Genomic DNA, 17,677 nt, shown 5'->3' with positions numbered 1-17,677 from the left:
GATGCGGCGGAATATCGTTCTGGTCGGGATGATGGGGGCGGGCAAGACCGCGATCGGGGCGGAGCTTTCGCGCCGGCTGGGTCGTCCGTTCTGGGACACCGATGCCGAGATCGAGCGCGCGGCCGCCATGACCATCCCCGAGATCTTTGCCCGCGACGGCGAGGAGTTCTTCCGCGCCCGTGAAACCGAGGTGCTGGCACGCGTGCTGGCCGGAGGGGACAGCATCGTCTCGACCGGCGGTGGATCGTGGATGCGCGAGGCGAACCGCAGCCGTATCGCCGGGAACGGAGTGTCGGTCTGGTTGGATTGCGATGCGGAGACGCTGTGGCAAAGGGTGCGCAGCCGCCCGACGCGGCCCCTGCTGCAGACCGCCGATCCGCGCGGCACGCTTGAACGTCTGCTGGCCGAACGCAGCCCGGTCTATGCGCTGGCCGACATCCACGTCCGAGCCCTGCGCAAGGACGCGGTCGAGGAAACCGCCACACAGGTGATCGCGGCGATCCAGGACCGGCAACCGATCATTCTGGAGGCGAAATGAGCATCGAGACCGTCCGCGTCGAACTGGGCGACAGATCCTATGACGTACGGGTGGGCCGCGGCCTGATCGCCCGTGCCGGTGCCGAGATCGTGGCTCTTGCAGGACGCCGCCGTGTCGCGATCGTGACCGACCGGACGGTGGCATCGCACCATCTGGCCGACCTGCAGGCGGCACTGGCCGCGCAGGGGATCGATGCCCCGGCGCTGGAGCTGCCGCCGGGCGAAGCGACGAAATGCTGGGCCGAGCTTGGCCATGCGACCGAATGGCTGATCGCGCAGCGCATCGAGCGCAAGGATCTTGTCATCGCCCTTGGTGGCGGGGTGATCGGCGACCTTGCGGGCTTCGCCGCCTCGGTCCTGAGGCGCGGAGTGCGGTTCGTCCAGATCCCGACCAGCCTGCTGGCGCAGGTCGACAGCTCGGTCGGTGGCAAGACCGGGATCAACAGCCCGCAGGGCAAGAACCTGATCGGCGCCTTTCACCAGCCTGCGCTGGTCCTTGCCGATATCGACGTTCTGGGCACGCTGACGCCGCGCGATTTCCGTGCGGGCTATGGCGAAGTGGCGAAATACGGGCTTCTCGGCGACGAGAATTTCTTCGAATGGCTGGAGGCGAACGGCTTGCGGCTTGCCTCGGACCCCGAGGCGCTTCAGCGCGCCGTGCGCCATTCGATCCAGATGAAAGCGGGCATCGTCGAGCGCGACGAGACCGAGCAGGGCGAACGCGCGCTGCTGAATCTTGGCCACACCTTTGGCCATGCGCTGGAATCCGCGACCGGCTATTCCGACCGGCTGCTGCACGGCGAAGGCGTGGCGATCGGTTGCACCCTGGCGTTCGAGCTTTCGGCACGGATGGGCCTGTGCAGCCAGGAAAGCCCGTCGCGCGTGGCTGCGCATTTCCGCGCCATGGGTCTGCCCGCATGCATCGGGGACATTCCTGGCGATCTGCCCGATGACGAGGCGCTAATCGCGCTGATGGGGCAGGACAAGAAGGTTCAGGACGGCAAGCTGCGTTTTATCCTGGCGCATGGAATTGGCCGCGCCTTCGTCACCGACCAGGTCGATCTGTCAGACCTGCGCGCCGTGCTGGCGCAATCGCGCGGCTAGGCCGGGGTCATTCGCGGGGCTCTGGATCGCGCTCGGGATCATGGGGCGGTGCCTTGCCCAGAAGGCCGCGATCGATCAGCCCCTCGCCATAATTGGACAGGTCGCGGGGCTGGATGGGGCCCGGATCCTCGTGCGGCAAGCGTGGCGGCACGACCTCGTCATGGCCCAGCTTCGTGTCCCGGTCGCGGCGCAATGCCGCCCGGCCCAGCATCAGCAGGCTGATGGGCGTGGTGATCAGCATGAAGACCCCGATGATGATCTCATGCACGACCGGGCGCTTTTCCAGAAGGGAAAACATCGCCATCGAGGCCAGCACGATCAGCAATGTGCCATAGCTGTAGCCCAGCGTCGGCGCGTGCAGCCGTTGGTAGAAGCTTTTCAGCCGCACCAGTCCCAGGCTGCCCAGCAGCGCCAGCGACGAACCGGCCACCACGAACAACGAGATCAGGATGGCGGCGACGGGGGGAAGTCCGGTGACCTGATTCATTCGACCACCTCGCCGCGCATCAGGAACTTGGCCGCGCAAACGGTGGTGATGAAACCCAGCACGGCGATGACCAATGCCGCCTCAAAGAAGAAGACGTTGCCATTTCCCATCCCGATCAGCAGGAACAGCAGCATTGCATTGACATAGATCGTCTCGCTCGCCAGCACGCGGTCCTGCGCGCGGGGTCCGCGTATCATCCGCCAGCAGGACAGCCCCACGGCCACGACCATGGCGATCTGGGCATAGCTCAGCGCGTATTCCAGGATCAGCATCGGGATCATTCGAATATCTCCAGAAGCAGGGCCTCGTACCGGTTGCGGATCAGGTGTTGCCAGTCGTCTTCGCTGCGCAGGTCAAGAACGTGCAGCAGCAGGCGGCCGTCGTCCCGTTCATATTCCAGCCAAGCGGTGCCGGGGGTCGAAGACAGGATGATCGCCAGCAGCGCCAGCGCGTTTTGGTCGCGCAGCCGCAGGTTCAGTTCTACGAAGCCCGAATGATAGGCCGGATGGTTCGGACCCAGCAGCAGGACGCGGGCGACCGTGATATTCGACTTCAGAATGTCCCAAGTGACGATCGCCACAAGTTGCGGAATCGCGCGCCACCGCCGGATACGGGGACGTGCGGGTTGCAGCCTTTCGACAGCCCAGCCAGCGACCAGCGCGATCACGGTCCCAAGGACCAGATGGCCCAGCGAAAAACGGGTCAGGATCAGCCACATCAGAATCAGTGCGGCGGTCATCAGGGGATGCGGAATCATGCGGCTCATTCTGCGTCCTCCTGTTTCTTGCTGTCTTCGGTCGCCACGGGCTCGAAGCTTTGCGGAGGCGTGGCGTCGAGACGTTCTGCGTCCCGCAGGACCGCATCGCGATAGATCGAGGGATCGATCAGCACATGCGCCGTCTGGCGGGTATAGTTCAACACCGCGTCTGCGCGGACAGTCATCATCAGGATCATGCCCAGCAGCATGACGACCGGGATCACCTCAAGCGCAAAGATGCGTGGGGGCGGGTTGTCATCCGCCCAGAAGCGGCGGATGCCGACCCGCACCAGCCCGATCAGCGCGCCAAGCCCTGAAAGGATCAGCATCGCGGCAAAGATCCACAGCATTACCGGCAACTGCCCGTTCAGACCGACATTGTTGCGGATCGCGCCGCTGAGGATCGCGAACTTGCCGATGAAACCGGGCATTGGCGGCAGCCCGGCCAGCATGGCGGCGATCAGCGAAAAGCAGATCCCCATGGTCAACCAGGACACGGTCCGCATGCCTGAGGGGCCGGGCGTGTCCTCGACGGAATCAAGGCCCATCGGGGTCCAGTCCCAACGCTCGGCCAGATGTTCGCGGGCAGCCTCCTCGGTCGGTTCCACCTCGCCGCGGTCATCGCGCGAGACGGGCTCTGCCATCAGGAAAAACGCGGAAATCGCGGCCGTCGACCCGATCAGGTAGTAAAGTGCGCCCCCCAGTATCTCGGGTCCGCCGCCCGCTTGCGCAAAGCCGATGGCCGCAAGCACGGTGCCCGACGAGACGATCGCCAGATACCCGCCCTTTCGCGCCAGTTCGGGTGAACCCAGCACGCCAACGGTGCCGAAGGCCATGGTCATGACACCGCCGATCATCAGCACGGGCGCACCGAACCCGGCCGAGGCCCCGGCCTCGGGCCCCAGGATCAGCAGCGACAGGCGCATGATGACATAGACTCCGACCTTGGTCATGATCGCCATGATCGCCGCCGCAGGGGGCGAGGCCGAGGCATAGGTCGACGGTAGCCAGAAGCACAGGGGCCAGGCTGCCGCCTTGACCAGGAAGGCAACCCCAAGGAAGCCCGCCGCGGCGTGGAACAGCAACCTTTGAGGACCTTGCAGGGTCGCGACTTCGCGCGCGATATCGGCCATGTTCAGCGACCCGGTCGTGCCATAGACCAGTGCTACCCCGATCAGGAAGAACAGCGAGGCGGCAAGGTTGACCGCGATGTACTGCAGCCCGGCCTTGATCCGGTCCGGTCCCGATCCGTGCAGCATGAGACCGTAAGAGGCGGCAAGCATCACCTCGAAGAACACGAAAAGGTTGAACAGGTCGCCCGTCAGGAAGGCGCCGTTGACCCCCGCCAGCAGGAACTGGAACATGCTGTGATAGTGCTGTCCCTTGCCGTGCCAACCCGCCGCGGCATAGATCAGTGACGGGATCGCCAGCAGGGAGGTCAGCATGACCATCATCGCGGCCAGCCGGTCCAGCACCAGCACGATCCCAACCGGCACCGGCCAGTCGCCCAGCCGGTAAAGCTGCACGATGGTCTTGCCCTCACCGGTCAGCGCCTTGGCATCGTTCATCAATTCGGTGGAGCTGAGAAACATCAGGCCCACGGCCACCAAGCCCATCAGCAGCTTGGTCTGGCGGTTGCGGTCGTTGTAGAACAGCATGATCGCGCCCGCGACCAGCGGGATCAGGATGGGCGCGATGATCATGTGATGGGGAAGGGTCTCGGGGTTCATTGGTCGCGCTCCTTCCCATCGACATGGTCGGTTCCGCTGATCCCGCGGGACGCGATCATGACGACAAGAAACAGCGCGGTCGTGGCGAAGCTGATGACGATGGCTGTCAGCACCAGGGCCTGCGGCAAGGGATCGGCATAGGCCGTCGGATCGACGAAGCCGCCTTTTGGCATGATCGGGGCCGCGCCGACGTAAAGCCGGCCCATCGAGAAGATGAACAGGTTCACGCCATATGCAAGCAGGCACAGCCCGATAATGACCTGGTACGAACGGGGCCGCAGCAGCAGCCACACACCGGAACCGGTCAGAACGCCAATTGCCAGGGCAAAGATCAACTCCATCAGGCTTCCCCCTCGCCATCGGTGGAACGGGGACGCGGCGCGACGCGCAGCGACTGGTGGGCGATTGCGATCAACATCAGCACGATCGCGCCCACGACCAGCGAAAAGACCCCAAGATCGAACAGCATCGCGGTCGAGGCAGGCACTTTTCCGATCAGCGGGATTTCCAGATACTGGTAATGCGTCGTCAGGAACGGGACGCCAAAGACCCAGGATCCCGCCCCGACGGCCGCGGCGACGATCAGCCCGGTGCCCATCCACCGCACCGGAAGGATGGTCAGACGCGCCTCGACCCAGCGGACATTTGCCGCGACATATTGCAGCAGGAGGCCCAGGGCAAAGGTCACGCCCGCGGCAAAGCCGCCGCCGGGCAGATCGTGCCCCCTGAAGAACAGATAGGCTGCCAGCGTGATGATCGGCGCGAACATCCATTGCATCAGCACGGCTGGCACGAAGAGATAGGCTTCCAGCGCCTGCTCCTCGGCCTCGACCTGGGGACGGGGACGCTCGGCGCTTTCAAGGGCGGGGCGGAAGCGGCGCAGCAGCGCATAGACGGTCAGCCCGACGATCGCCAGAACCGTGATCTCTCCAAACGTGTCGAAGGCGCGGAAGTCCACAAGGATGACGTTGACGACGTTGGTGCCGCCGCCCTCGACATAGGAATGGCGCAGGAACCAGTCCCCGACCGAGTTGCCGGGTTTGGTCAGAAGGACGGCCAGCGCGATGGCGGTCATGCCCGCGCCGCAGACCACGGCAAGGGCAAGATCGCGCAGTCGCCGCATGCGGGCGGCGCGGTTGCCGTCGCCGACGATTTCCTCATCCCGCTTGGGCAACCAGCGCAGACCCAGAAGCAGCAGGGTCGTGGTCGCCATCTCGACAAGAAGTTGCGTCACCGCAAGATCTGGGGCCGACAGCCAGACGAAGGTCGCGCAGGTGACAAGCCCCACCCCTCCCATCAGGATCAAGGCTGCAAAGCGGTGATACTTGGCCTGCCAGGCAGAACCCAGCGCGCAGCCGCAGCCGATGATCCACAGCAGGCCAAAGACCAGCTCGCGGGAATGGATCTCGGGGAAGGGGATGTTCCAGTCCAGCGGACCCAGCGCAAACGTGGACGCGGCAACGGACATCAGGATCATCACGCGCAACTGGGCCTGAAGGCCCGGCGCCGACAGGATGCGCAGCAACCTTCGCGGCAGGCGCAGGCTGAAGAATTGCAGCAGCCATTCGAAGGCGCGACCGAAATCCAGCGCCCTGATCCCGCGCAGGCCTTCCTCGCCCCGGTCGATCCAGCGCCGTGGTACGAGATAGATCAGGATGCCCAGCGATGTGGCGATGACGCTCATGATCAGGGCCGGATTGACGCCGTGCCAGATCTTCAGGCTGAAATGAGGAAGCTCGGGGCCAAGGATGGCAATGCTGGCGCTTTCCAGCCAGTTGCCCAGCGTGGCCTGCGGCGCTATGCCGACGCCAAGGCAGGCGACCACCAGCACGAAGACCGGCAGGCGCATCAGGGCCGGCGGCTCATGCGGTTCGCGCGGCAGGTCGGTCGCCACCGGGCCAAAGAACACGGTCACGATGAAGCGCAGGGAATAGGCGGCGCTGAACGCCCCGGCCATCACCGCGACATAGGGCGCGGCATTGTCGAGCGGGCTGCCGTTGTTCCAGACATAGGTCGCCTCGAAGAACATTTCCTTGGACAGGAAGCCGTTCAGCAGCGGCACCCCCGCCATCGAGGCCGAAGCGATGATGGCCAGCGCCGCCGTCACCGGCATAGCCTTGGCCAGACCCGACAGGCGGCGCATGTCGCGCGTTCCCGTCTCGTGATCGATGATCCCCGCGGCCATGAACAGCGAGGCCTTGAAGACCGCGTGGTTCACGATGTGAAAGATCGCGGCGATGATCGCCAGCGGTGTGCCGATCCCCGCCAGCGCGGTAATCAGGCCAAGATGGCTGATCGTGGAATAGGCCAGAAGCCCCTTGAGGTCATGCCGGAACAGCGCGACGAAAGCGCCCATCAGCATGGTGATCAGCCCCGCGCCTGTCACGATCTGGAACCAGGCATCCGTCCCGCCAAGCGCCGGCTGGAAGCGTAGCAGGATGAAGACCCCGGCCTTCACCATCGTCGCCGAATGCAGATAGGACGACACGGGCGTGGGCGCGGCCATCGCGTTCGGCAACCAGAAATGGAACGGGAACTGCGCCGACTTGGTGAAAGCGCCCACCAGGAACAGGATCAGGACGACCGGGTAAAGGCGGTGGCCGGTGATCTGGGCACCGGCGGCCAGCACGTCCTCAAGCTGATAGCTGCCGACGATCTGGCCGATCAGGATCATCGCGACCATCAGGCACAACCCGCCCGACGCGGTCACGACCAGCGCCATGCGCGCACCTTCGCGCGCGTCTTGGCGGTGGTACCAGTAGCCGATCAGCAGGAACGACACGAGGCTGGTCAATTCCCAGAACACCACCATCATGATGATGTTGCCCGACAGGATCAGCCCCGCCATCGAACCGGCAAAGGCCAGAAGGCAGGAATACAACCGCGGCACCGGGTCGTCGGCCGCCATGTAATATCGCGCGTAGACAAGCACCAGCATGCCGATCCCGGCGACCAGGATCATGAAAAGCCAAGCAAATCCGTCCAGGCGAAAGGTCAGGTCAAGCCCGGCACTGCTGGCCCATTCAACGGTCTCGACGATCTTGCCGCCTTCGGCGACCGCCGGATAAAGTACGGCAAGGATCGCAAGGGCGACAGCCATCGTCAGCCCGGCCAGCCAAGTTTCGGCATTTCGCGAACCCACGGGAAGCGTGGCTGCCAGCGCGGATGAAACGAATGGCGTCAGAACAAGTAGCAGCAACAGGTTCTGTTCGACCATCGGGATCCTTCGGGAGTTCGGGCTGTGCCCCATCATAGGGCGAGGGGGACGGGAAACACAACCGATCCGGTCGCGAATATCCGGCCTTATCCCACACAAACCAGAGAAAATTTATCGTGATTGAAATGAACTTGCCGCAGCCTTGCGGATCGTGCAGGAACGGATTTTCGGGTCACTCGCCGCGCAGGCGCGTGATGTCCCGAAGCTGGCCATTCGTCACCATTACCTCGACCGGCAAGGGGTGGCTGATGAAGTGAAGCGGGCTGGCGGTCGGGCCATAAGCCCCCCCGGCATGGATCGCGATCAGGTCGCCCTCTTCCAGCCGCGGCAGAAGCACTCCGCTGCCCAGCTTGTCGATCGAGGTGCAAAGCGGTCCGCTCAGGTCATGCTTTTCCTCGGGGCGGGAGCCATCGTCATCCTCGCCGATCCGGTGCATCGCGTAATTGCGCCGCATTACCATGCCGAAGTTGCCCGAAGCGGCAAGGTTGCCGTTCAACCCGCCATCGCAGATCGCGATGCGGCTGCCGCGAGAGGTCTTGATCGACACCACGCGCGTCACGAAATAGCCGGCCGGCCCGATCAGGTAGCGACCCAGTTCGAGCACCAGCCGCGTCCCCGCAAACCTGGGCTCGGCGCGAAAAGCGTCAAGTTCGGCCCCGATCCCGTCGGCGACCTGCTGAAGGTCAAGCTCGGTCTCGCCCGGATGATGGGGGATACCCAGCCCCGATCCGAAGATCAGTTTCCGGGGTTGGATATCGATTTGCGCACAGAGGCGACGGAAAATGTCGATGAAGATGCGCCAATTCTCGCAGATGGCGCCGGGCTTGAGGCTTTGGGTGCCGGAATAGATGTGCAGCCCAATGATCCGCAGGTTCGGCAAGGCGGCGATCCGGGGAAGGATGTCGGCCGCGTCCTCGATGTCGATGCCGAAGGCGCTGGGGCGACCGGCCATCTGGTCGCCGAAGCCCTTGGGCACGTGGTCTGGCGCGATGCGGATCAGGACAGGCTGGACCCGACCAAGCTCTGCCGCGATGGCGTCGGCCAACCGCGCCTCGCGCAGGCTTTCGATTACAAGCTCGCCCAGCCCGGCAGAGATCGCGGGTCGCAACTCGGCTTCCCGCTTGGCCGGTCCGGTGAAGCTGACAAGCGCCGGATCCCATCCGGCCTGCTGGCTCAGGCGGAATTCACCCCCCGATGAGATGTCCAGGTAGTCCAGCCGGTCCCGCATCCAGTCCAGCAGCGCCGGGTTGGGGTTGCTTTTCACCGCATAGCTGATTGCGAACCATTTCCCGAAGGCGGCGCGCAGATCCGACAGGCGCGCTTCGGCAATGTCGGTGAAATAGACATAGGCCGGGGTGCCAAAGCGTTCGGCAGCTTCGGTCAGTCGCAGATCGATATTCTGGGCGTCAGCCAAGTCCAGTGACATAGGCAAGGATCCTGTCCACGGTGTCGAAATTCTCAAGCGTGACATCCGCGGGCTGGATGGCCGAGCCGGTCTGCTCTTCGATGAAGCCGATCAGCCCGACCATCGAAACCGAATCCAGCAGGCCGCTGGAGAACAGTTCGGTTTCGGCCCCGATCGGTTCATGGATGTTCTGGTCGTCCCGCAAATAGGAAATCAGGTCTTCCCGGCTCAGGCTCATACGTCTTGCCTCATGACTGCATCGCAACGGCGGCGGCCCTGGCGGCTGCGATGATCGCGGGCCGGTCAAGTTTCCCGCTGGGCGTTCTGGGCATGAGGCCCTGCCATGCGTGGATCCGTCGAGGCCGCATATAATGCGGCATCGCGCGGGCACAATGCACGACAAGCCCGGACTCGGTCGCCTCTGGCAAATAAGTCACGGCGGCGTGAACGGCCTGGCCAAGATCGTCGTCCTCGACTCCATAGGCGACGACCTCGGCCACGAGGCCGCTTTGGGACAGCGCATCCTCGACCTCGGTCGGGGACAGCCGGAAGCCCAGCGTCTTGATCATCTCGTCCAATCGGCTGACGAACCACAGGTCGCCTTCCTCATCCACGCGGACAAGATCACCGGAATAGACCACGGGCTGATCGCCGATCAGGTGCGAAAGCTCGGGGCAGGGGCGTATCTTCTGAGCTGTCAGGTCGGGCTTTTCCCAATATCCCAGACTGACCAGCGGGCCGGCATGGACCAGCTCGCCCTGTTCGCCCGGACCGGCGACCCCAACGCCGTGCTTGATTGCAAAGACCTGTGCATTCGGGATCTGCCGCCCGATCGAGCCCATCTTCTGCGTGAACTTCCCCGGCGCGAGATAGGTCGAGCGGAACGCCTCGGTCAGGCCATACATCAGGTAGATTTCGGTATCGGGAAAAACCTTCGGCATCAGCGCCAGGATGTTGGGAGGGATCTTGCCGCCGGTATTCGTCACCCGCCGCAATTCGGGAAGCTCCATCGGGCTTTCGTCCAGCAGCCGCACGATCTGGTTCCACATCGGCGGAACACCGGCCATGCCCGTCACGCCCTCGGCCTTGACCATTCGCATGATCTCGGCCGGCATGGTCAGGGGCTGGTGGACGATGGTTCCGCCCTTCAGCAGCATCGTCGTCAACTGGTTCAACCCGGCGTCGAAACTGTAGGGCAGGACCGAGATCAGGCGGTCTTCCTCGGTCAGTTTCAGGTATTGCGCGACCGAGATCGCGCCGATGCGGATGTTGCGATGGCTCAGCATGACGCCCTTGGGCGCGCCGGTCGAGCCCGAGGTATAGATGATCATCGCCAGGTCATCCGGCGCGCATTCGTCGGGCGCGGCGTCCCGGTCCGCCGGAAGGTCGGACCAGGACGCCACACCCTGGACAAGTCCCTCGGACTTGCCCTGAACCAGGAAGGCGGTTTCGGGCGGCAACGCATGGGTGCCGACCAGCCCCTTCATTGCGCCCGCGCCCAGGATGACGGCGCGCGCGCGACAATCCGCGGCCACATAGGCCAGTTGCTGCGCAGTCCAGCGCAGGTTCACGTTCACCGCGACCGCGCCGATCTTCCACGCGGCCAGCATCGCGGCCACCTCGTCGATGCCCTTGCGCAGGTGGACGATGACCCTGTCGCCGGGCCGGATGCCGCGTGAGATCAGCCAGTCCGCCACCCGTCCGGCCTCGGCCGCGAGTTCGGCATAGGTGACGCGCCGGTCGGTGTCGATCGCGGCGATCTTGTCTGCCCGATGGGGCAGGTTGTCTGCGAGCAGCCGCCACATGCAGCGGTCGAAATCCTCCTCAGGCATCAGCCGTCTCGCGCTTGCGGGCGGTCGCGGTCAGGCTGGGATAGATCTTGGCGGGAGAGCCGACCACCACCGAATCCGAGGGCACATTCGTCGTGACCGCGGTATTCGCGCCGATGCGGACCCGGTCCCCGATGCGGATCGGACCCAGCACGGTCGAATTCACGCCGATAAAGACATCATTGCCGATCACGGGCGCGCGACCGCGCATATTGGTGCCGATGGTGACATTATGCATCACCCCGCAGCGATCCCCGATGACGACCTCCGGATGGATGGAAAGCGACCCTTCGGCGTGGATGATGTGGAAATCCTCGCCGATGCGGACCTGCGGCGGGATCCAGATCTTGGTCACGTTCAGGATCAGGAATTTCAGCAGGCCATAGAACCTGCTTGCCACCCGGCGAGCGACGGGATTGCGCAAGCTGACGGCCCAGCGGCCATAGCGATAGATGGCCAGCGAGACGAAGGCAGGTTCGGTCAGGGAACTTCCGTGCCTGTTGTAATCCCCCCGGATTACGTCAAACAACCTCATGTGAGTCACTCAATAAAACCCGGTTGAAACTGAATCTCGAATCGATGATCACGCGTAAGGCAAACAAGTGCAACCTGCCGTTTAAGACGAATTTTTCGCGCCGGACGTGTGTATCAAATCCACCGTCCGCACGAGGTCCTGCCAATCGACGCTGAAGCTGCTGCTGTTGCCATGGGCGATCACCATCGCGAAGCGCTGCTGCCACCGATCGGTCAACAATTTCATTGCAGTGGTCGCGCGGTCGGGAGGCTGGATCGTCAGAAGCGTGCTGCCTGGGGGCATGGCGACAAGCCCGTGGTTCAGCTGGCTTCCCTCGACCCCGGCGACGATAGGTGCGTTCGCGCAGGCGGCCATCAGATCGTCCACGCTGTGATCCTCTGGGAACAGGATGCGGAAGCCCAGGTCCCGCTCAAGCCGCTCGGCGATCTCGCGTTCGTTTTCCAGAATGCGATGATCGCCGGAATGACCACGCAGCAGAAAGACCGATTGCGGCCCGGCCACGGGCAGCGCGCCCAGCAGGCGGCTGCGCATGTCCTGCGCGCGGTCGATGCGATGGCCGTTGTTGGGATGGTCGTCGAACAGGATGGCTTCGTCCAGATGGGCATCGGTCATCCGTCCCGGCGCCATGGACAGAAGCTCCTCGTAGCGCGGAACATGGCCGGCACCGGCCTGCCGGGTGGTGATCGGCTGGCCCGCCGTCTCGGCAAGACGATAGGTCAGACAATCGTCGGTCAACCAGTTGCCGAACCAGCGGTTGCCGACCCAGGATTCGTACATGGCACCGCGGCCCATGTCCCTGAGCTTGCCAAGGCCCAGCTTGCTGCGCCGCTGCCGCAGGTGCAGGGTCATGCCGTTCGAATAGACGACACCGTCCACGACATCGACATCACGCAACCTGTATCCCATCGTCGGGCCGACAAGTTCGGCGGGATCGCCCTTCAGCGATGTCAACAGGTGGGGCATGGTGGTGAATTCCGCGCGGGTGATCCGCTCGGCCTGGCCCGGCAGGATGATCGCGGGCAGGACGCGCCGGATTTCGGCGGGCGCAATCTCCCATCTCTCCTCGGCGGCAAGGGCGATTTCGGGCGTACCCAGCCCCAGCATCAGGCCAAGGCGATAGGTCAAGGGACGCAGTGACAACATGACAAGGGGATTCCCTTGGAATACTCGTTACACAACGGCGGAAAGCATAGCTTGATCCGCCAAAAAGACTCAGGACTTTTTCAGGTCCCGGCGCTGGAGATCGCTGTGGCCAGCCAGTCCGCAATCAGCCTGTGATCCTCCTGCGAGGGATGCCAGAAGCAGGCGTCGCGCTTTAACTTGGGCAGCGTCACCAGAACGACCCTGACACCATCGGCGCGCAAGGCAGCCTCGGCCGCGCGATAGGGGCGCACAAGCCGGTCGCCATATTCGCCAAAGGCCAGCAGGACTTGCACCGCGCCGGGGTTCTCGCGCACGCGGTCGCGCAGGAAGGACAGCAGGGCCGTGCCGAAATCGCGGCTGAGGCTATCATCGTCCTGCCAGATCTCGTCCTTTGCGAATGCGGCGGCGAAGTCGTTCGAGCCGATCCCGGTGACAACCACGTCGGCGGCGCGTTCGGGCAGGCGCATCGCTGCGGGTTCGCTGGGCAGCGCAAGCGCATAGCGGCTGGTCATCGTGGCCAGGGGTGCGGCCCCGTCATAGTTACGCAGCAGCCCTATCCCCGAGCGCGCGATCATCCGGTAATCCGCCCCCAGACGCGACGCGACCTGCGGGCCAAAGCTGCGGCTGGTATCCGTGGCCGAAAAAACCTCTTCCTCGGTACAGTCGCGGGTCGAGGCGGTGTTGGCAAAACCCACCGTGTCGGAATCCCCGATGAACTCGATCATCCGGGGCAGGGCGCGCGGCGCGGGCAAGGGCTGAACGGTCGGGCCGATCAGGATGCCGCCAAAGCTGGCAGGCATCGAGGATTCGCTGATCTTCTCGACGCGGATCCGGTATTCGGCGGGCGCGAGGCCGCTGATATGCAGGTCGGACATGCCGGGACGCGCCACGTCGATCCGGCCAGTCTTGCCGTCGTTCAGCAGGATGCGCCAGCGGTTCAGCCCGTCCTGAAAGCGCACCGTCACCGAAGATCCGCGAAACCGCGCCTCGGCGTGAAACCCGGGCCATTCCTGGATCAGCATGTCCTTTTTCCCGGCCGAAGCGCGCCCGCTGGTCAGCAAAGGCAGCTGCGTCAAGCCATCCTGCGGTTGGACCAGTTCCGCAGCGAACCAGGATTGGCCTTCGTCCAGCGTGACATGGATCGGGGGGACGGGCACTTCAGGCCGTGCGGGTTCGGGCCAGAACCACAGCCCCGCCGCCGCGCAGGCGGTCAGGGCAAGCGAAAGGAACGCAAGTCTTCTCAGCAACCTGCGCATCGATTCCGGCTCCCCCCGCTGGCAGACGGCCGGGATGATGCGGCAGCAAAGCTTCGCCTGTCCACATCACCAAATCGACAGGTTTCGGCAGCGAAAAATGAAAGGGCCGGCGCCGCCATTCTGGCGGGCCGGCCCGGTCACGATGCGCGAGATCAGAAAGCGGCGGCGAAGACCGGCTGGTAGATCTCTTTGACGCGAGCGATGGCTTCCTGGGGCGACAGTTCCACCGACTCGCCGGTCCGGCGCGAGGTCAGCTCGACCTTGTTGTTTGCCAGCCCACGCGGGCCGACGGTGATGCGCCAGGGCAAGCCGACAAGATCCATGGTCGCGAATTTGGCGCCCGCGCGTTCGTCGCGGTCATCATAAAGTGCATCCAGGCCCTGCGTCTTCAGTTCGGCGTAAAGCGCCTCGCATGCGCTGTCGGTCCCGACGTCGCCTTGCTTCAGGTTGACGATGCCGACGTGGTAGGGGGTCACGCCTTCGGGCCAGATGATGCCCTTGTCGTCATGGCTGGCCTCGATGATCGCGCCCAGCAGGCGGCTGACACCGATCCCGTGGCTGCCCATGTGGACGGGCACGCGGTTCCCGTCCGGGCCGACGACGGTGGCGCCCATCGGCTCGGAATACTTGGTCCCGAAATAGAATATCTGCCCGACTTCGATGCCGCGCGCCGTGCGGCGGCGTTCTTCCGGGATCTGGCCGAAAATCGCCTCGTCATGGGTTTCGTCGGTGCGGGCATAGCGGCTGGTGAACTCTTCCAGCACGGCTTTGCATTCGGTGACGCTGTCGTAATCGATCTGGCGATCGCCGAATTTCAGGTCGGTGATCTGGCTGTCATAGAAGACCTCGGATTCGCCGGTCTCGGCCAGTACGAGGAATTCGTGGGTGTAGTCGCCGCCGATCGGGCCACCATCGGCACGCATCGGGATCGCCTGCAGGCCCATCCGCTCATAGGTGCGCAGATAGCTGACGAGGTGGCGGTTATAGGCGTGCAGCGCGTCTTCCTTGGTCAGGTCGAAGTTGTAGCCGTCCTTCATCAGGAATTCGCGCCCGCGCATCACGCCGAAGCGCGGGCGGATCTCGTCGCGGAATTTCCACTGGATGTGATACAGCGTCAGCGGCAGATCCTTGTAGGAGGACACGTGCGAGCGGAAGATGTCGGTGATCATCTCCTCGTTCGTGGGCCCGTACAGCAGGTCGCGCTTGTGGCGGTCGTTGATGCGCAGCATCTCTTCGCCATAATCGTCATAGCGGCCGCTTTCGCGCCACAGGTCGGCCGATTGCAGCGTCGGCATCAGCATCGGGATATGGCCAGCGCGCTGCTGTTCCTCATGCACGATCTGCTGGATGCGGTTCAGCACCTTGAAACCCAGTGGCAGCCAGGAATAGATGCCCGCCGCCTGCTGCTTGATCATGCCGGCGCGCAGCATCAACCTGTGGCTGACAATCTGGGCTTCCTTGGGGTCTTCCTTCAGAACGGGCATGAAATAGCGCGACAGACGCATGGCGTAATCCTCATCATAGGCCGGACGGAGTTACCGCAGAGCGCATGACGGGGCAACGGGCTTCCTTGCAAGCGCCGTCAGGACGTTCCAAATAGACCGTGACGCGCGGTAAAGGAGTTTCACGACCATGCGGCTGCCGGCACAGAAGCAGGTCTGGTATTGGGGTGTGGCGCTGTTGGCGCTGCTCCTGGCGCTTTGGACCCTGGGGAACGCGATCATGCCCTTCATCATGGGGGCCGGGGTCGCCTATCTGCTGGACCCTGTCGCCGACCGGCTGGAGCGGATGGGGCTGACCCGCACGCTGTCGGTCGTGGTCATCACGCTGGCCGTGATCCTGATCGTGGTCGTGGCCTTCCTGGTCGTGGTGCCGGTGCTGGTGCGCCAGACCACGGCGCTGGTCAACACCGCGCCCGAGATGGCCGAACGTCTGCAGCAATTCCTGATGGCGCGCTTTCCGCAGGTCTTTGCCGAGGGCAGCACCGTCAACAACGCGCTGACCGATGCGGCCAAGAACATCAGCGCCCGGGGCGGCGAACTGGTCAGCCGCGTCCTTGGCTCGGTCATGGGCGTCTTCAGCATGCTGGCTCTAGTCGTCATCGTGCCGGTGGTCGCATTCTACCTGCTGCTTGACTGGGACAAGATGGTGGCGCGGCTGGACGACCTTCTGCCGCGTGAACATGCCCCGACGATCCGCCATCTTGCCGGCGAGATCGACACGGCCCTGTCGGGTTTCGTGCGCGGGCAGGGCGTGGTCATCCTGATCCTCGGGACGTTCTATTCGTTGGGACTGGGGCTTGTGGGCCTGCCTTTCGGCGTGGCCATCGGGGTGATGGCGGCGTCCTTGTCCTTCATCCCCTATGTCGGCGTGGTGATCGGCGGGATGACCGCGATCGGGGTCGCGCTTTTCAGTTTCTGGGGCGAGCCATTCTGGATCGCAGCTGTCGTCGGCATCTTCATCGTCGGCCAGATGGTCGAGGGGAACTACCTGCAACCGAAGATCGTGGGCGGCAGCGTCGGCCTGCACCCGGTCTGGCTGATGCTGGCCCTGACCGTTTTCGGCTCGCTTTTCGGCTTTGTCGGGCTGCTGGTCGCGGTGCCGATGGCTGCGGCGCTTGGCGTGCTCGTCCGCTACATGGTCGGCCGCTACAAGGAAAGCGCGCTTTATACAGGGCGCGAGGTTCCCGCGCCTCCGGCCCCGGCGACGCTGATCGAGATCGTGCCGCGTGGAACCGTGGCGCACGAGCGGCGGCTGGCCCAGCTGTCCCACGACGTGCGTGTCGCCGAGCTGAGCCGGCAGGCCGACCTTGCCGACCTGCTGCATGATCGCATGGCCCGCGCGCACGCAGAACCAGCCCGGCAGCATCTGCCCGAAGGACCGCCTTCCCCGGCCGAATTGCACAAAGAGGCCCGGCTGGCCGAACAGCAGGACAAGCAACCCACGGGAAAGGGCGACTGACGTCTTGGCAAGCCAGATGGCCCTGGACCTGACCATTCCCCCCGCCTTGTCGCGGGAGGATTTCCTGACGACCTCGGCCAATCGCGACGCGCTGGCGATGCTGGACGAGCCGATGCGCTGGCCGGGCGGACGCCTGCTGCTGATCGGTGGTGCGGGGGCGGGGAAATCGCATCTGGCGCGGTTCTGGGCCGAGGAGAACGAGGCGCAGATCATCCGCGCCTCGGCCATTTCGCCGGCCGATGTCGATGCGCTGATCGGCTGGGGCGGCGCGCTTGTGGTCGAGAACGCGCACCAGATCGCTGGCATTTCCGAGGCCGAGGACGCGCTGTTCCACCTGTGGAATCTGGCCGGGGCACGGCGCGCCTTGCTGTTGATCACCGCGCGGATGGCGCCACGGGACTGGGGCCTGCGTCTGCCGGACCTGCTGTCGCGCCTGGAATCGGCAGCACAGGCGGTCCTGGGACCGCCCGACGATGCGCTGCTGCCTGCGGTGCTGGTCAAGCTTTTCGCCGACCGCCAGATCCAGGTCGCGCCCGATGTCGTCGATTGGCTTGCAAGCCGGATGGAGCGTGACCTTGGTTTGGCCCGCCACCTTGTCGCCGCCATCGACCGCCAGTCGCTGGCCGACCGCCGGCCCGTGACCCGTCGTCTTGCGGCCGAGCTGCTGGACAAGATCACGCCACCGGACGCATTCTCTGCCTGATGACCGCCTGACC

The 17,677-nt window shown here is 64.4% G+C and carries 17 protein-coding genes; 4 read left to right on the top strand and 13 right to left on the bottom strand.

Translation table 11 applies throughout. The annotated features are described in order from the left end of the window. Position 1: 1 nt before the first annotated feature. Together ACO2Q4_RS10090 and aroB are read left to right on the top strand one after the other, a co-directional pair. The gene (locus ACO2Q4_RS10090; protein WP_311758409.1) at positions 2-538 is read left to right on the top strand and encodes a shikimate kinase; all 537 of its coding nucleotides are present in this window, start codon (positions 2-4) and stop codon (positions 536-538) included. After that, positions 535-1,641 carry a 3-dehydroquinate synthase gene (aroB, locus tag ACO2Q4_RS10085; RefSeq protein WP_423319050.1) on the top strand — a complete coding sequence of 369 codons (1,107 nt, stop codon included), beginning with the start codon at positions 535-537 and terminating at the stop codon, positions 1,639-1,641. The genes ACO2Q4_RS10090 and aroB overlap by 4 nt, the downstream gene beginning before the upstream one ends. Positions 1,642-1,648: 7 nt before the next feature. Here the strand turns inward: aroB and mnhG are convergent, their stop codons facing one another. From mnhG to proS, 13 genes are all read right to left on the bottom strand, one after another. After that, positions 1,649-2,128 carry a monovalent cation/H(+) antiporter subunit G gene (gene mnhG, locus ACO2Q4_RS10080; protein ID WP_395132577.1) on the bottom strand — a complete coding sequence of 160 codons (480 nt, stop codon included), beginning with the start codon at positions 2,126-2,128 and terminating at the stop codon, positions 1,649-1,651. Next, entirely contained in the window at positions 2,125-2,409 is a 285-nt protein-coding gene (locus ACO2Q4_RS10075) for a K+/H+ antiporter subunit F (RefSeq protein WP_390907989.1), read from the bottom strand. The genes mnhG and ACO2Q4_RS10075 overlap by 4 nt, the downstream gene beginning before the upstream one ends. Continuing rightward, positions 2,406-2,894 carry a Na+/H+ antiporter subunit E gene (locus ACO2Q4_RS10070; protein ID WP_423319048.1) on the bottom strand — a complete coding sequence of 163 codons (489 nt, stop codon included), beginning with the start codon at positions 2,892-2,894 and terminating at the stop codon, positions 2,406-2,408. Before ACO2Q4_RS10070 ends, ACO2Q4_RS10075 begins: the two co-directional genes overlap by 4 nt. Then, positions 2,891-4,615, bottom strand: coding sequence for a monovalent cation/H+ antiporter subunit D (locus ACO2Q4_RS10065; protein ID WP_395132580.1), 1,725 nt, complete (start codon positions 4,613-4,615; stop codon positions 2,891-2,893). The genes ACO2Q4_RS10070 and ACO2Q4_RS10065 overlap by 4 nt, the downstream gene beginning before the upstream one ends. Then, complete coding sequence (locus ACO2Q4_RS10060) at positions 4,612-4,956, bottom strand: Na+/H+ antiporter subunit C (protein WP_311758414.1); 345 nt, start codon at positions 4,954-4,956, stop codon at positions 4,612-4,614. The genes ACO2Q4_RS10065 and ACO2Q4_RS10060 overlap by 4 nt, the downstream gene beginning before the upstream one ends. Continuing rightward, entirely contained in the window at positions 4,956-7,832 is a 2,877-nt protein-coding gene (locus ACO2Q4_RS10055; RefSeq protein WP_311758415.1) for a monovalent cation/H+ antiporter subunit A, read from the bottom strand. The genes ACO2Q4_RS10060 and ACO2Q4_RS10055 overlap by 1 nt, the downstream gene beginning before the upstream one ends. Before the next feature lie 172 nt (positions 7,833-8,004). Next, positions 8,005-9,258 carry a type III PLP-dependent enzyme gene (locus ACO2Q4_RS10050; RefSeq protein ID WP_311758416.1) on the bottom strand — a complete coding sequence of 418 codons (1,254 nt, stop codon included), beginning with the start codon at positions 9,256-9,258 and terminating at the stop codon, positions 8,005-8,007. Then, positions 9,239-9,475, bottom strand: coding sequence for an acyl carrier protein (locus ACO2Q4_RS10045; protein ID WP_311758417.1), 237 nt, complete (start codon positions 9,473-9,475; stop codon positions 9,239-9,241). Before ACO2Q4_RS10045 ends, ACO2Q4_RS10050 begins: the two co-directional genes overlap by 20 nt. Before the next feature lie 10 nt (positions 9,476-9,485). Further along, the gene (locus ACO2Q4_RS10040; protein WP_311758418.1) at positions 9,486-11,069 is read right to left on the bottom strand and encodes an AMP-binding protein; all 1,584 of its coding nucleotides are present in this window, start codon (positions 11,067-11,069) and stop codon (positions 9,486-9,488) included. Further along, positions 11,062-11,601 carry a serine O-acetyltransferase gene (locus tag ACO2Q4_RS10035; RefSeq protein ID WP_311758419.1) on the bottom strand — a complete coding sequence of 180 codons (540 nt, stop codon included), beginning with the start codon at positions 11,599-11,601 and terminating at the stop codon, positions 11,062-11,064. The genes ACO2Q4_RS10040 and ACO2Q4_RS10035 overlap by 8 nt, the downstream gene beginning before the upstream one ends. An 81-nt stretch (positions 11,602-11,682) precedes the next feature. Next, a complete protein-coding gene (locus ACO2Q4_RS10030) occupies positions 11,683-12,744 on the bottom strand; it encodes a glycosyltransferase family 61 protein (RefSeq protein WP_423319043.1) in 1,062 nt (353 codons plus the stop codon). A gap of 80 nt (positions 12,745-12,824) precedes the next feature. Beyond that, the gene (locus ACO2Q4_RS10025) at positions 12,825-14,000 is read right to left on the bottom strand and encodes a lipase (RefSeq protein WP_423319041.1); all 1,176 of its coding nucleotides are present in this window, start codon (positions 13,998-14,000) and stop codon (positions 12,825-12,827) included. A gap of 152 nt (positions 14,001-14,152) precedes the next feature. Further along, positions 14,153-15,505 carry a proline--tRNA ligase gene (gene proS / locus ACO2Q4_RS10020; protein ID WP_423319039.1) on the bottom strand — a complete coding sequence of 451 codons (1,353 nt, stop codon included), beginning with the start codon at positions 15,503-15,505 and terminating at the stop codon, positions 14,153-14,155. Positions 15,506-15,632: 127 nt separating this feature from the next. Here proS and ACO2Q4_RS10015 point away from each other — a divergent pair, with 127 nt between their 5' ends. Then, entirely contained in the window at positions 15,633-16,961 is a 1,329-nt protein-coding gene (locus ACO2Q4_RS10015; RefSeq protein ID WP_311758423.1) for an AI-2E family transporter, read from the top strand. A 4-nt stretch (positions 16,962-16,965) separates the two neighbouring features. Continuing rightward, positions 16,966-17,664, top strand: a complete 699-nt coding sequence (locus ACO2Q4_RS10010) for a DnaA ATPase domain-containing protein (RefSeq protein WP_311758424.1) — start codon at positions 16,966-16,968, stop codon at positions 17,662-17,664. Positions 17,665-17,677: the final 13 nt, after the last annotated feature.

The organism is Paracoccus sp. KR1-242, assembly GCF_049446195.1.
In the GTDB taxonomy this organism is placed as follows: Bacteria; Pseudomonadota; Alphaproteobacteria; order Rhodobacterales; family Rhodobacteraceae; genus Paracoccus; species Paracoccus broussonetiae.
Note: the sequence above shows the minus strand (reverse complement) of the source record. Positions and strands in the feature narration are given on the sequence as shown.